The 14,836-nt window shown below is 41.6% G+C and carries 15 protein-coding genes and 1 riboswitch; all 15 genes read left to right on the top strand.

The genetic code is table 11. The features are described 5' to 3' along the window. The first annotated feature begins 57 nt into the window (after positions 1-57). The 15 genes from ACFVS1_RS18505 (at position 58) to ACFVS1_RS18440 (ending at position 14,686) form a co-directional block, all read left to right on the top strand. Entirely contained in the window at positions 58-1,368 is a 1,311-nt protein-coding gene (locus ACFVS1_RS18505) for an O-acetylhomoserine aminocarboxypropyltransferase/cysteine synthase family protein (RefSeq protein WP_387549630.1), read from the top strand. Between the two features lie 117 nt (positions 1,369-1,485). Continuing rightward, positions 1,486-1,598, top strand: a riboswitch (SAM riboswitch). 154 nt (positions 1,599-1,752) lie between these two features. Then, positions 1,753-2,787 carry a methionine ABC transporter ATP-binding protein gene (locus ACFVS1_RS18500; RefSeq protein ID WP_352923805.1) on the top strand — a complete coding sequence of 345 codons (1,035 nt, stop codon included), beginning with the start codon at positions 1,753-1,755 and terminating at the stop codon, positions 2,785-2,787. Then, positions 2,780-3,448 (top strand): methionine ABC transporter permease, encoded by a 669-nt coding sequence (locus ACFVS1_RS18495; protein ID WP_387549627.1) that lies wholly within the window; start codon positions 2,780-2,782, stop codon positions 3,446-3,448. The genes ACFVS1_RS18500 and ACFVS1_RS18495 overlap by 8 nt, the downstream gene beginning before the upstream one ends. A 15-nt stretch (positions 3,449-3,463) precedes the next feature. Next, positions 3,464-4,300 (top strand): MetQ/NlpA family ABC transporter substrate-binding protein, encoded by an 837-nt coding sequence (locus ACFVS1_RS18490; protein WP_352923801.1) that lies wholly within the window; start codon positions 3,464-3,466, stop codon positions 4,298-4,300. A gap of 497 nt (positions 4,301-4,797) precedes the next feature. After that, positions 4,798-4,947 carry a hypothetical protein gene (locus tag ACFVS1_RS18485; protein WP_387549624.1) on the top strand — a complete coding sequence of 50 codons (150 nt, stop codon included), beginning with the start codon at positions 4,798-4,800 and terminating at the stop codon, positions 4,945-4,947. 219 nt (positions 4,948-5,166) lie between these two features. Beyond that, positions 5,167-5,319, top strand: coding sequence for a YuzK family famiily protein (locus ACFVS1_RS26915; RefSeq protein WP_471802854.1), 153 nt, complete (start codon positions 5,167-5,169; stop codon positions 5,317-5,319). Positions 5,320-5,771: 452 nt separating this feature from the next. Beyond that, positions 5,772-6,557 carry a Fe-S cluster assembly ATPase SufC gene (sufC, locus tag ACFVS1_RS18480; protein ID WP_034310141.1) on the top strand — a complete coding sequence of 262 codons (786 nt, stop codon included), beginning with the start codon at positions 5,772-5,774 and terminating at the stop codon, positions 6,555-6,557. Between the two features lie 15 nt (positions 6,558-6,572). Further along, a complete protein-coding gene (sufD, locus tag ACFVS1_RS18475) occupies positions 6,573-7,874 on the top strand; it encodes a Fe-S cluster assembly protein SufD (RefSeq protein ID WP_207438845.1) in 1,302 nt (433 codons plus the stop codon). Then, the gene (locus tag ACFVS1_RS18470; RefSeq protein WP_101223652.1) at positions 7,874-9,103 is read left to right on the top strand and encodes a cysteine desulfurase; all 1,230 of its coding nucleotides are present in this window, start codon (positions 7,874-7,876) and stop codon (positions 9,101-9,103) included. Before sufD ends, ACFVS1_RS18470 begins: the two co-directional genes overlap by 1 nt. After that, positions 9,093-9,521 (top strand): Fe-S cluster assembly sulfur transfer protein SufU, encoded by a 429-nt coding sequence (gene sufU, locus ACFVS1_RS18465; protein ID WP_352923798.1) that lies wholly within the window; start codon positions 9,093-9,095, stop codon positions 9,519-9,521. The genes ACFVS1_RS18470 and sufU overlap by 11 nt, the downstream gene beginning before the upstream one ends. A gap of 55 nt (positions 9,522-9,576) precedes the next feature. Beyond that, positions 9,577-10,974: a Fe-S cluster assembly protein SufB gene (gene sufB, locus ACFVS1_RS18460; protein ID WP_133351228.1), complete on the top strand. Its 1,398-nt coding sequence runs from the start codon at positions 9,577-9,579 to the stop codon at positions 10,972-10,974. A gap of 185 nt (positions 10,975-11,159) precedes the next feature. Beyond that, entirely contained in the window at positions 11,160-12,008 is an 849-nt protein-coding gene (locus tag ACFVS1_RS18455) for a DUF72 domain-containing protein (protein WP_387549620.1), read from the top strand. 84 nt (positions 12,009-12,092) lie between these two features. Further along, a complete protein-coding gene (locus tag ACFVS1_RS18450) occupies positions 12,093-12,920 on the top strand; it encodes a sulfite exporter TauE/SafE family protein (protein WP_387549618.1) in 828 nt (275 codons plus the stop codon). Between the two features lie 16 nt (positions 12,921-12,936). After that, the gene (locus tag ACFVS1_RS18445) at positions 12,937-14,322 is read left to right on the top strand and encodes a bifunctional metallophosphatase/5'-nucleotidase (protein ID WP_387549616.1); all 1,386 of its coding nucleotides are present in this window, start codon (positions 12,937-12,939) and stop codon (positions 14,320-14,322) included. 61 nt (positions 14,323-14,383) lie between these two features. Further along, positions 14,384-14,686, top strand: coding sequence for a YunC family protein (locus ACFVS1_RS18440; RefSeq protein WP_352923790.1), 303 nt, complete (start codon positions 14,384-14,386; stop codon positions 14,684-14,686). The last annotated feature ends 150 nt before the right edge of the window (positions 14,687-14,836 follow it).

Below are 14,836 nucleotides of genomic sequence, written 5' to 3'. Positions count from 1 at the left end.
AAAGACCAGAGACCATCATATAATTCCAACTAAATCCATAGAAAAAGGTGAAATCATATGTCAGAGAAAAAGTTGCGTTTCGAAACATTGAGTGTACATGGCGGTCTGCAAGCTGATGGAACAGGTGCCCGTGCAGTTCCTATTTACCAAAGCAATGCATACTTGTTCAAAGACACCGACCATGCAGCGAATTTATTTGGCCTAAAGGAGAATGGCTATATATATTCACGACTTCATAATCCCACGGTCAGCGTTTTTGAGGAAAGAATGGCCTTATTGGAAGGCGGTATCGGCGGATTGGCAACAGCAAGCGGAATGGCGGCCATCTCACTTTCAATTCTGAATATTGCTGCTGCAGGGGATGAGATTGTTTCAGCCTCCACATTATATGGCGGTACGTATAACCTTTTTGAAAACACTCTTCCGAAATATGGAATCAAAGTGAAGTTCGTTTCTCCTGATGACCCCGAAAATTTCAAAAGGGCGATTACGCCAAGAACTAAAGCCATTTTTGCTGAAACGATCGGAAATCCAAGTTTGAGGGTGCTTGATATAGAAGCGGTAGCGAAAATCGCCCATGATGCAGGAATACCTTTGATCATTGATAATACCTTTGCGACACCGTATCTATGCAGACCAATTGATTTTGGAGCGGATATTGTCATCCATTCTGCTACAAAATGGCTTCTGGGAAATGGAACGACGCTGGGCGGTGTCATCGTGGATGGTGGGAAATTCGATTGGAACTCGCCAAATTACCCTGGCTTCACGGAGCCTGACCCAAGTTACGACGGTCTGGTATACGCCGAGGCAGTTGGACCTGCCGCGTTCATAACGAAAGCCCGAGTCCAGTTACTCCGTGATTTAGGCCCTGCTCTAAGTGCTCAAAGTGCATTCCAGTTTACGCTTGGACTTGAAACGCTTCATGTAAGGATGAAAGAGCATCTGGCAAACACCAAGTCGGTCATTAAATATTTAAAAAACCATCCTGCCGTGACTTGGGTTTCATATCCTGGTGATGAGGATCATCCCGATAAAGCCCTTGCGGGTAAATATTTGCCAAAGGGAGCTGGATCTGTCGTTACATTTGGGATACAAGGTAATCGAGAAGCTGGGGCAAAACTTATCAATGCGGTGAAATTATGGTCCCATGTAGCGAATGTTGGTGATGCGAAGAGCTTGATCATCCACCCAGCCAGTACGACCCATCAACAATTGAATGAGGCGGGTCTTACGAAAGCGGGTGTGAGTGCCGACCAAGTCCGTTTATCGATTGGGATTGAAAATGTAGAGGATTTACTAGAAGATTTGGAGCAGGCAATTGAAAAAGCAACGAATATCGTCTCCTTGACATCCAAAACAGTTTAAGTAAAGTTTCTGTATATGCTTGTACTAGAAATATTATACATTGCGCTCCTTTTTTATCTATGATAAAATTTCTCCATACTAAAGAACTTAATGATGTACAAATATTCTATATATTAGCTCTTATCAAGAGAGGTGGAGGGATGTGCCCGATGAAACCCGGCAACCGACAAGGAGATTTCCTTGGAAAGGTGCCAATTCACACAAAGTTTAATTACTTTGGCAGATGAGAGAAAGGCCTGTTTCTTCACCTGCCTTTCTGCTCATGCAGAAAGGTTTTTTCTGTTTTTAATGGGGGAAACATGTGCATGATATGAGAAACAGACTAATAATGTAGAGAAATCAACTAAGTTCATAGGTTTTATTGGATAAAAGAGGTGAGGATTAATGATTACATTGACAAAAGTCAGTAAACTGTTCCGAACAGGAAAAGGAAACAGTGAGACGATCAAGGCTGTAAATAATGTGAATGTTGAAATAAATAAAGGCGAGATTTTCGGTATCATCGGTTATAGTGGAGCGGGGAAAAGCACTTTAATCAGAATGCTGAATGGATTGGAAACTCCCACAGAGGGATCCGTTGTGGTGGCTGAGAAGGAAATTTCAAAAATTAAAGGGGCTCAGCTCCGTAAGGCCCGTCAAGAAATCAGCATGATTTTCCAACATTTCAATCTATTATGGTCGAGGACCGTTCAGGAGAATATATCTTTCCCATTGGAAATTGCAGGAGTTTCAAAAACTGAACGAACCAAGCGTGTGAACGAATTGATCAAGTTAGTCGGACTGGAAGGCAGGGAAAAGGCCTATCCTTCACAATTAAGCGGAGGGCAAAAGCAAAGGGTGGGAATTGCCAGGGCTCTGGCAAACGACCCTAAAGTGCTGCTGTGTGATGAAGCGACTTCTGCTTTGGATCCGCAGACTACCGACTCCATACTCGAATTGCTTGTTGACATCAATCAGCGCTTGGGATTGACGATCGTCTTGATAACACATGAAATGCATGTGATACGCAAAATCTGCCATCGCGTCGCCGTGATGGAAAGCGGGCAAGTTGTTGAACAGGGACCTGTCCTGGATGTTTTCAAGAACCCTAAAGAACAAATGACGAAGCGTTTCGTGCAACAGGTAACGGAACCGGAAGAAACGAAAGAAACGATGGACCATTTGCTCGAACGCTATCCTGAAGGCAAAGTGATTCAATTGACCTTTGTAGGCGATCATGCAGAAAGCCCGTTGATCACCAAACTTGTACGTAATTTCGAGTTGGATGTCAATATCGTTCAAGGCAAGATATCCCAAACAAGAAGCGGTTCATATGGAACATTGTTTATCCATCTTGATGGCACTGAGGATGAAATGATCCGCGCAATCGAATTCATTAAAGCACAGCAGGTAGGCGTGGAGGTGATTACTCATGCTTGAAGAATTATTGCCGAATGTTGATTGGGAAGACATTATTGAAGCTACGAGGGAAACGCTTTACATGACAAGCATCTCTGTAGTGGCAACCTTTTTTATAGGTATAATATTAGGATTGATCCTGTTCCTGACAGGGAAGGGTAATATGTGGGAAAACCGGGCAGTCAACGGGGTCATGAGCGCTGTCGTCAATATATTCCGTTCCATTCCATTTCTTATTTTGATTGTGCTGCTCATTCCTTTCACTAAAGCGCTTGTCGGTTCCATGATCGGAGAGAACGCTGCACTGCCGGCACTTATTATCGGTGCGGCACCATTTTATGCGCGTATGGTTGAAATCGGCCTTCGTGAAATCGATAAAGGGGTAATTGAAGCAGCTAAATCGATGGGGGCAAAAACGAGCACGATCATTTGGAAGGTCCTTCTTCCAGAGTCGATGCCTGCCCTTATTTCCGGGATTACGGTAACATCGATTGCATTGGTTGGATATACCGCGATGGCCGGGGTCATCGGCGCAGGCGGGCTTGGTAATCTAGCCTATTTGGACGGCTATCAAAGAAATCAAAATGACGTTACGCTTGTAGCGACGATCGTTATTCTAATTATCGTCTTCATAATTCAAATTATTGGAGATGTGATTACATCTAAATTGGACAAAAGATAAAGGGAGATGAATAGGATGAAAAAGTTTTTAGGATTTGCATTAATTTTAGTGTTATCTATCGCTTTGGCAGCTTGTGGAAGTGAAAAGGATAAAAGCGGCAGTGATACGGAGAAAGAATCGAAGAAAATAGTTGTAGGGGCATCCAATGTTCCTCATGCTGAAATCCTTGAAGAAGCTAAGCCGCTTCTTAAAGAAAAAGGAATCGATTTGGAAATTGAAACATTCCAGGACTATATTTTACCGAATAAGGCGTTGAATGATAAGGAATTGGATGCTAACTATTTTCAGCACATTCCTTACTTAGAGTCGCAAATTAAAGAAAATGGATATGATTTCGTCAATGCTGGGGGAATCCATATCGAGCCAATAGCACTATACTCTCAAAAATATAAAAGCATCGATAAACTTCCTAATGGAGCAACGATCATTTTGAGCAGCTCTGTCGCTGATCATGGACGCGCTTTATCCCTTTTGGAAAAGAATGGCCTGATCACTTTGAAAGAAGGCATCGATAAAACGACGGCTACAACTAAAGACATCGTTGAAAATAAGAAAAACCTTAAATTTGATGCTGATTATGAAGCCGCCCTGCTTCCTAAAATTTATGAGAGCGGCGAAGGCGATGCAGTCTTGATCAACTCCAACTATGCAATTGACGCAGGATTGAATCCGCTTGAAGATTCGATTGCAATTGAAGATTCGGAATCACCATATGTGAATGTCATTGCCGTAAACAAAGGTGACGAAAATAAAGAAGCAATAAAAGCGCTTGTAGAAGTATTGCATTCTAAAGAAATTCAAGATTTCATTCTTAAAGAATACAAAGGTGCAGTTGTACCCGCGGATAAATAATTCAAGAATGGCGACCTGATTTAATTCAGGCAGCAGTTTGTAAACAAAAAGGTTTCGGAATAGACTCATTCCGAAACCTTTTTGTTTTTATATTGGATTTGAAGCATTTAAAGCGATTTGTACTCACGATAGCCTTCTATATTTGTTGTTGAGTGCCAAGGGGCAGAGATAATAACCAAAACGCTCATATTACATACAGCCATGGTTGCACAAGAATCTCTCTTTTTGTTCGAGGACGTGTAAAGAGAAAGCTGGTGTTTTGTTAGTTGCATCTGCGTCAACAGCTTCAGGGTTTCCAGCTTCTTAATCACTTGTTCAATCAGAGGCTCTTAATACGAATTTTACCGCTTACTATCGTCCCAACACAAATCCATTACGGTCTGCTGACGAATAAATGAATAAGCGTGCTGGTTTGTCCGTTCAGCTTTTACATAATGCGTCGCTCATAATTTTTTCCGGACTTAGAGAAGTGAGGCACTTCATTTTGGAAACCTTAGGTGAAAGTGATTCTATCTGATTGTTTGGTCTTAGTGGATTGGAACGGAGGGTACGAGATTCCTGCGGGAAAAGCGAGTCAAGGGAGAGACCCTGCAGGCGCAAAAGCGCCGGGGAGGCTTCCGGACCGCCCGCGGAAAGCGAGTGCCTGAAGCAGAAAGTAACGTTCAAATTTTGAAAACCTAAACACCTAAAAACTGTAGACAAACTTATTGATGATCCAGTTTGTTTCAGTCTTTGGCTTAATTTAATTCATTTCATGTTTAATCAGAAAAGGAAAGGGTATAGAGATAATGAAGGTAAAAAAATGATTCACAAATTTGAAAGGATGGTTCACTATCAATACTCTGGATTTAAATGTAACAAGCGAAATGGAAAAGGCGATGCAGTCTTCACATGGGATTGGATACAGTGAATACAGTAGAAATTTAGACCTCCGTATCGAGGTTGAGAAAGAACGGGATAGGGAACATGTAAAGTGCAACAAAATGGTCCAGGACCTGCAACGCAAAATTCACGGCTAAGCATATAAAAGTAGTTCTTTAAAAGATCGGTCTGTAGAGGTAAAATGGAAAGTGGTCCATAAAATAAGGGTTTCCTTATTGGATAAACTTACATAATACCTGACAGTCCGATTTTTTTCTTTTTATAGCGGAACGTTCATACCTTGCAATCGAATTCTTCGAACATATATTAATAAGGACGAAGATTTGCCGAATAATAAGATAATTTTAACAAAAGCTAAAATAAGTATGATTATGCAGTAAACAGGCTATATCTGTTAGTATAGTAAGAATGGGACAAGTTTTTAACATGGAAGAAGTGGAAACCCTATCTATTTAGTTGATTCTAAATTGGATTTGTTATAAAATTGGAATGAGAATAAAGTGAGAATGCTTTTACGTAAATTATAGTGATAGAAAGTAATCTTTACTTTCTGGTAATAAAATTGGAATTAGTTCACGGAGGTATTATTATGTCAGCTTCTACATTAACGGTTAAAGATCTTCACGTATCAATTGAAGGTAAAGAGATTTTAAAAGGGGTAAACCTTGAAGTTAAAGGTGGAGAAATCCATGCGATCATGGGACCAAATGGAACTGGTAAATCCACTTTATCATCAGCAATCATGGGTCACCCTAAATATGAAGTAACGAGCGGAAGCATCACATTCGATGGTGAAGATGTATTGGAAATGGAAGTCGACGAGCGCGCTCGTGTCGGTCTATTCCTAGCTATGCAATATCCAAGTGAAATCAGCGGTGTTACAAATGCTGACTTCTTACGTTCTTCCATTAACGCACGCCGTGAAGAAGGCGATGAAATTTCATTGATGAAGTTCATCCGTCAAATGGATCAAAAAATGGAATTCCTTGAAATGGATGAAGATATGGCGCAACGCTATTTGAATGAAGGTTTCTCCGGCGGAGAGAAAAAACGCAACGAGATTCTTCAATTAATGATGATCCAACCTAAAATTGCAATCTTGGATGAGATTGATTCAGGTCTAGATATCGATGCACTTAAAGTCGTTTCAAAAGGAATCAATGAAATGCGCGGAGAAGACTTTGGATGCTTGATCATCACTCACTACCAACGTCTATTAAATTACATCACTCCTGATTTTGTACATGTAATGATGCAAGGACGCGTCGTAAAATCAGGCGGTCCTGAACTTGCTGCCCGCTTGGAAGCGGAAGGTTATGATTGGATCAAACAAGAATTGGGCATTGAAGACGAAACTGTTGGCGAAGAAGCGTAAGTAGGAGGATTTGCAATGACTACAGAAACGAAATTACCGTTTGAACAAGAGGATATAAGCTCCTATTCAACTAAAAATAATGATCCAGCTTGGCTATCCGAGCTTCGGATTCAAGCGTTTTCTGAATTAGAAAAGCTCCCGATGCCAAAGCCGGATAAAACGAAGATTGATAAATGGAATTTCACTTCTTTCCAGACCCATACGGTTGAAAGTGAAGCTTTTGCCTCTTTAGAGGAGCTTCCGGAAGAAATTAAATCCATCATTGAAGAAAATGAAAACTTATATATTCAACGCAATAATACGCCGGCACATATCAATCTGTCAGCAAATGTGAAAGAGCAAGGCGTCATCTTTACAGATATTTTAACAGCGGCTCGTGACCATGCTGAGCTTGTGCAAAAATATTTCATGAAGGATGGCGTTAAAATAGATGAACATCGTTTAACGGCACTTCATGCTGCATTAGTTAATGGGGGGGCATTCCTTTATGTTCCGAAAAATGTAGAAATCAAAGAGCCGATTCAATCGGTATTCCTGTTGGATAATCCTGATACTACACTTTTCAACCATGTCTTGATCGTAGCGGAAGATAATAGCTCTGTCACATACGTAGAGAATTACTTCTCAAGCGTTGAGTCTAACGAAGGGATTGCCAACATCGTAACGGAAGTATTTGCAAATGCGAATGCCAAAGTCGAATACGGAGCGGTCGATACTCTTTCAAAAGGCTTCACGACATACGTTAACCGCCGTGGAGTGGCAGGACGTGACGCTCGAATTGAGTGGGCGCTTGGCCTGATGAACGACGGAAATACGATTTCAGATAATACAACATATCTAATGGGCGATGGCTCACACGGTGATACTAAATCCGTTGTAGTCGGACGCGGGGAACAAAAGCAGAACTTCACGACAGCCATCATTCATTTTGGCAAACGCTCAGAGGGCTATATCCTTAAGCATGGTGTCATGAAAGACGCCGCATCCTCCATTTTTAATGGAATTGGGAAAATAGAGTATGGTGCTACAAAAGCCAATGCCGAACAAGAGTCTCGCGTTTTGATGTTAAGTGAAAAAGCACGCGGAGATGCCAATCCGATCCTCTTGATTGATGAAGATGATGTAACGGCTGGTCATGCTGCTTCCGTCGGCCGTGTCGACCCGCTTCAACTGTATTATTTAATGAGCCGTGGTATTACAAAGAAAGAAGCAGAAAGACTTGTCATTCACGGATTCTTGGCCCCTGTTGTTAACCAGCTTCCAATTGAGGGAGTTAAAAAACAATTAGTAGCGGTCATTGAAAGGAAAGTACAGTAATGAACCCATACGAAATTCGTAAGCTTTTTCCAATATTAGATCAAGAAGTCAATGGTCAGCCATTAGTTTATTTAGATAGTGCTGCAACCTCTCAAAAACCGGCTGCAGTGATTGAAGCGATTGAGCAATATTACCGCGGATACAACTCGAATGTTCACCGCGGAGTGCATACACTAGGAACAAAAGCTACGGATGCGTATGAAGGTGCTCGTGAAAAGGTACGTAAATTCATTAATGCTTCTTCTACAGAAGAAATCATTTTTACCAGAGGCACAACGACTGCTTTGAATACTGTAGCAAGAAGTTACGGTGGTGCAAATATTAAAGAGGGTGACGAAATCGTCATCTCTTACATGGAGCATCACAGTAATATCATTCCGTGGCAGCAGCTTGCCAAAGAAAAAGGCGCTGTATTGAAGTATATTCCGCTTCAAGAGGATGGCACGATTTCCCTTGACGATGTGAGGGCTACAATTACTGAAGCAACGAAAATCGTGTCGATCATGCAGGTTTCGAATGTACTTGGCGTTATCAATCCTGTGAAGGAAATCGCAAAAATTGCCCATGATCATAATGCTGTTATGGTAGTCGACGGGGCACAAAGCACACCGCATCTAAAAGTGGATGTCCGTGATTTGGATTGTGATTTCTTTGCCTTCTCAGGTCATAAAATGGTCGGTCCAACAGGTATCGGCGTATTATATGGCAAGAAAGACCTTCTTGAAAAAATGGAACCGATAGAATTCGGCGGAGAGATGATTGATTTTGTAGGTTTGTATGAGTCTACATGGAAAGAACTCCCGTGGAAATTCGAAGGCGGTACCCCAATCATTGCAGGCGCCATCGGCATGGGGGCTGCAATCGATTTCTTGGAAGAAATCGGTCTGGATAATATTGAACGGCATGAACATAAGCTTGCTGCATATGCAATGGAGAAAATGTCAGCAGTTGAAGGGCTGACCATATACGGTCCTAAAGATGCAGAAAAGCGTGCGGGTGTAATTACCTTTAATATTAATGACGTACATCCACATGATGTCGCTACCGTTCTTGATGCAGATGGAATTGCTGTCCGTGCCGGTCATCATTGCGCACAGCCATTAATGAAATGGCTTGACGTATCAGCGACAGCAAGAGCAAGTTTCTATCTATATAACACGGAAGAAGATATTGATAAGCTTGTGTCCGGGCTTGTTAAAACGAAGGAGTATTTCAGTAATGTCTTTTGATAACCTAGATACACTTTACCGTCAAGTCATAATGGATCACTATAAGAAACCGCGTAATAAGGGCATGCTAGAAGATGGAAGCATGACAATCGATATGAATAACCCAACTTGCGGCGATCGGATTCGTTTAACGATGAAAATCGAAGAGGGCAAGGTCAGCGATGTTAAATTCGATGGTGATGGTTGTTCGATATCCATGAGTTCAGCTTCCATGATGACTCAAGCCATTAAGGGCAAAGATGTTGACACTGCTCTAGCGATGTCCGAGACTTTTTCCTTAATGATTCAGGGAAAAGAATACGACGATGAGATAGACCTTGGGGATATCGAAGCCCTTCAAGGCGTTTCCAAATTCCCTGCACGAATCAAGTGTGCTACTCTCGCTTGGAAAGCCATGGAAAAGGGTTTGAAGGAATAATTAAATTAAAATGAGCTGTTGTCATTCAGCCATTTGAAATGGAGGAATACGAGCTATGGCAAAGAAAATGCCTGATATCGGCGATTATAAATATGGCTTTGCGGATAAAGATGTTTCCATCTTCCGTTCAAAGCGTGGTCTGACAAAAGAAATCGTGGAAGAAATTTCTCGAATGAAGGATGAACCGCAATGGATGCTTGATTTCCGTTTGAAATCATTGGAGCATTTTTACAACATGCCAATGCCTCAATGGGGCGGCGACATGCAGAGCCTTAACTTTGATGAAATCACATACTATGTTAAGCCATCAGAGAAATCAGAGAAGTCTTGGGATGAGGTTCCTGATGAAATCAAACAGACATTTGATAAATTGGGAATTCCTGAAGCTGAACAAAAATACCTTGCTGGCGTATCTGCTCAATATGAATCTGAAGTGGTTTACCATAGCATGAAAGAAGAATTGGAAGACTTGGGTATCGTGTTTAAAGATACCGACTCAGCACTTCGTGAAAATGAAGATATCTTCCGTGAGCACTTTGGAAAAACGATTCCGCCAACTGACAATAAATTCTCGGCATTGAACTCGGCAGTTTGGTCAGGTGGATCTTTCATCTATGTACCAAAAGGCATTAAAGTGGATACTCCGCTTCAAGCATATTTCCGGATCAACTCTGAAAACATGGGTCAATTCGAACGTACGCTAATCATTGTTGATGAAGGCGCATCCGTACACTATGTAGAAGGTTGTACAGCTCCTGTTTATACAACTAACTCCCTTCATAGTGCGGTTGTCGAAATCGTCATCAAGAAAGATGCTTATTGCCGTTACACGACGATCCAAAACTGGGCAAACAACGTGTTTAACCTGGTTACGAAACGTGCGGTTTGTGATGCTAACGCAACAATGGAATGGATTGATGGTAACATCGGTTCCAAATTGACAATGAAATATCCAGCTGTCATCTTAAAAGGTGAAGGTGCCCGCGGTATGACATTATCGATTGCCATTGCCGGTAAAGGCCAACACCAAGATGCTGGAGCAAAAATGATTCACCTAGCGCCAAATACATCTTCAACGATTGTATCAAAATCAATTTCTAAACAGGGCGGTAAAGTAACATACCGTGGTATCGTTCATTTCGGACGTAAAGCGGATGGAGCTCGTTCCAACATTGAATGTGATACATTAATCATGGATAATCAGTCTACATCCGATACAATCCCTTACAATGAAATCTTGAATGATAACATTTCCCTTGAACACGAAGCGAAGGTTTCCAAAGTATCAGAAGAACAATTGTTCTACTTGATGAGCCGCGGAATTTCTGAGCAAGAAGCAACGGAAATGATCGTAATGGGCTTCATCGAACCATTTACAAAAGAACTTCCAATGGAATATGCGGTTGAAATGAACCGTTTGATCAAGTTTGAAATGGAAGGCTCCATCGGATAATGACCGTCCGTCCTGCCTGTAAGGCGATTTAGAATACCAAAACAAAAGCCTGCCGGGTCTGTCTGGCAGGCTTTTTGTTTTGGTATTCACCACCTTTATACGAAAGATTAGATATGGCTCAATAAGGGTAAAAATAACAATAGAAGTCAGGAAATGGGGCCTGTCTCGAGGGAGTGATGGTACAGATGATTTATGTTGGTGTGACCGGTTGGGGAGATCATGATAGTTTGTATCATGGCGGTGTATCCCAACGTGATAAACTTAAAGAGTACGGGGCTCATTTTCCCATTGTGGAGGTGGATGCCTCCTTTTATGCAGTCCAGCCAAAGAGGAACAGTGAAAAGTGGGTATCCGAGACGCCGGCATCATTCCAGTTTGTCGTTAAAGCTTATCAAGGGATGACAGGACATCAGCGTGGGGAAATCCCATTTGAAAGTAAGAAGGAAATGTACAAGGCATTCTGCGACTCTCTGGAAGCTTATCAGAAGTCCGGAAAGCTCGCGATGGTCTTATTTCAGTTTCCGCCATGGTTTGATTGTAAACGTGAAAATGTGAATTACCTGCGATGGTGCAAAGCTGAAATGGGCGATATTCCAGCGGCCATAGAATTTCGGAATCAAAGCTGGTACAGGTCTAACGTAGTCCAGCAAACTTTGGATTTTATCGAAAAGGAAGGCTGGATCCATACTGTATGCGATGAGCCGCAGGCTGGTGAGGGATCCATTCCAGTCGTTCTGCAGGCCACCGATAAAGATAAAACCCTGATACGCTTTCATGGCCGTAACCTGCATGGTTGGCAAAGGCCTTCTTCGGGTGATAATTGGCGAGAGGTCAGGTACTTATATCGATATAATCAGCAGGAATTGACTGAATGGGTGGAGAAAATCAGGATATTGGAAAAGGAATCCAAGGATATATTTGTGCTGTTCAATAATAATTCAGGCGGAGACGCCGCTGATAATGCCAAACAAATGATTGAGTTGCTTGGCATAGAATATGAAGGGCTGGCTCCTAAGCAGCTTGGTTTGTTTTAAGAGGATATATATAATTAAATAAAGTGATAGTGTGACCACTAGTAGAGGTCATATCCTCACAAACAGGTAAAGGCGGATTTCTACATGGTATGGCTAGTATTAGTGGGTATTGGATTATTTGCGGGAGCAATCGGAGCTCTTGTCGGTCTTGGCGGCGGCATCATCATTGTGCCTTCTCTTTTATATTTAGGTACATCTACAAATATTATTGATGAGCTGACTCCTCAGGTCGCTGTAGGTGTTTCAACCGTAATCATGATTTTTACCGGCTTATCTTCCACTTTATCTTATTTAAAACATAAAGTGGTGGATTATAAGGCCGGCTTAATCTTTTTTATTGGCAGTGCTCCTGGTGGAATAATAGGGGCTTATGTGAATAAAAACCTTAACGCCGAAGCTTTTTCATTATACTTTGGTATTTTCATGGTTTTCATGGCCATTGTGTTATTAGTGAAAAATCGTTTGAAGCCAATGCTTTTCAAGCCTGGAAAAGGGAAAATAGTGAAAACGTATGAAACTGAAAATGGACATTCATTTTCTTATGGTTATCATCCCGTATTAGCTGTATTGATTTCCTTTGTCGTGGGATTTTGCTCCGGATTATTTGGCATTGGCGGTGGGGCCTTAATGGTTCCCGTCATGATGCTTCTTTTCTTCTTCCCTCCGCATATGGCTGTAGCGACTTCGATGTTCATGGTATTTTTATCATCCATCACTAATTCAATTACCCATATTTCCCTTGGAAATGTAAATTGGCCATATGCATTTGCCCTGATTCCGGGTGCATGGTTCGGTGCTAAATTGGGCGTATTCATCAATACGCGCCTTAAGAGTGCGTCGCTGGAAAACATGTTAAAAATAGTGCTGATAATCTTTGGTTTACGTCTTATATACCAAGGTATTTCAGGATAAACGAGGAGGAGAAATGATGTCAGAAGTCATTCATATATATCACACCAATGATCTCCATAGTCATTTTGAGAATTGGCCTCGTATTGATAAGTTTCTTAAAGAAAGAAGACAACTTCATCAAGAAACGGGAGAAGAAGCAATCATACTGGATATAGGCGATCATGTGGATCGCTGGCATCCATATACAGAAGGTACGTTGGGTAAAGGCAATATTGAGCTGCTGAATGAAGCGGGCTACCAATATGTGACCATCGGCAATAATGAAGGGATCACTTTACCTCATGATGCATTAGACTCCTTATATGATCATGCAAGGTTCAAGGTCTTGGCAGCCAATATTTATTACGGTGATAATGAAAGGCCGGAATGGGCGCTGCCATATTGGATACATACGACGGTAAAGGGCACCAAAATAGCCATGATAGGTTTGACAGCTTATTTTCAAAAGTTTTATTCTGCGTTGGGCTGGGAAATAACAGAACCATTCGTGGAGTTAAAGGAACAGCTTGAAAAGGTCAAAACAGAGGCGGATATAATCATCATCCTTTCCCACCTGGGCATCCATGATGATGAGAGGATGGCAGAGGATTTTCCGGAGATTGACATCATACTTGGCGCGCATACCCACCACATCCTCCACCAGGGTAAATTGATCAATGATACCCTCCTTTGCGGTGCAGGGAAATATGGTTTTTATGTTGGACAGGTGGAAATGACCGTCAATCAGGAAAAGAAAGTTAGCCATAAGCGTGCCATTCTTTATGATACCAATGACTTTTTGGAATTGGAGAATGAACGGTCATGGATTGAAGAGATATACCAGGCCGGAGGGGAAACGCTAAAACAGGTTGCAGTGGATTTACCCGAAGCACTGGATAATGATTGGTTCAAAGGAAGTCCTTTGACGGAAATCCTAGGGGAGGCCCTAAGGGAGTGGAGTCAGGCGGATTGTTCCTTTTTGAATGCAGGCCTCCTGCTTGAAGGGCTGCCAAAGGGACCTGTCACAATAGGGGATATTCACAGAATCTGTCCTCATCCCATCAATCCTTGCGTCGTTGAAGTTAATGGGAATGAATTAAAAGAAATCTTAATGCAATCAAGAAATGAGGAGTGGCCTCATATTCAGGTGAAAGGTTTCGGTTTCCGCGGAAATATCATGGGAGCCATGCATTATGATCAAATTGAATTTAACGAAATGGAGAATGGAATCGTAAAAGGGATCCTTATAAAAGGGGAGAAACTGCAGGCAGATAAGTCCTATAAACTGGCAATACCTGATATGTTCACGTTTGGGCACTTCTTTCCGAGTATCCAGCGCTCCAATCGCAAGGAATACTTGCTGCCGGAATTCTTACGGGATATCCTTTTATGGAAGCTGAAAAAAATATACACAAACGCCTAACGCTAAATCACGGTTTCGCCCTTTTTTTCATAAAGTATGGGGAAGAAAGGGGCGAAACCAATTGATTAACATGATACCAATAATTCTTGATAATCATACATTCCTAGCCATTTCTGTCCGACTTCCAAAAACGAATTTACTTGCTGTCGCGTCTGAAAAAGGGTATATAATGTGCGGTGCGTTAGATGTTGGACTGCTGAATGATAAATTGAAAGATCGTAAAATCCTTGCAGGGAGGGCTACAGGAGTTAAATCGATTGAAGAGTTATTGGAAGCGCCGCTTGAATCGGTTACCTGGGAGGCTGTGGAAAGGGGCATTCATCCAGGAATGATTGGTAAAGAGGCATTAATCAAAATGATTTGAAAAGGCGGGCTTTCTTTTTATTCAGAAGGGGGCCTTATTTTTTTTTATGAAAATGCTGATATTTTTCAATAAATATATTCAAACAGATTCATTTATCAAAATATTTTCCGATAATCTTTATAAAGGAAATAAACGGTTTGATTTACAAAT

Origin of the sequence: Peribacillus sp. NPDC058075, from assembly GCF_042885195.1 — a bacterium.
Classification (GTDB): domain Bacteria; phylum Bacillota; class Bacilli; order Bacillales; family DSM-1321; genus Peribacillus.
Note: the sequence above shows the minus strand (reverse complement) of the source record. Positions and strands in the feature narration are given on the sequence as shown.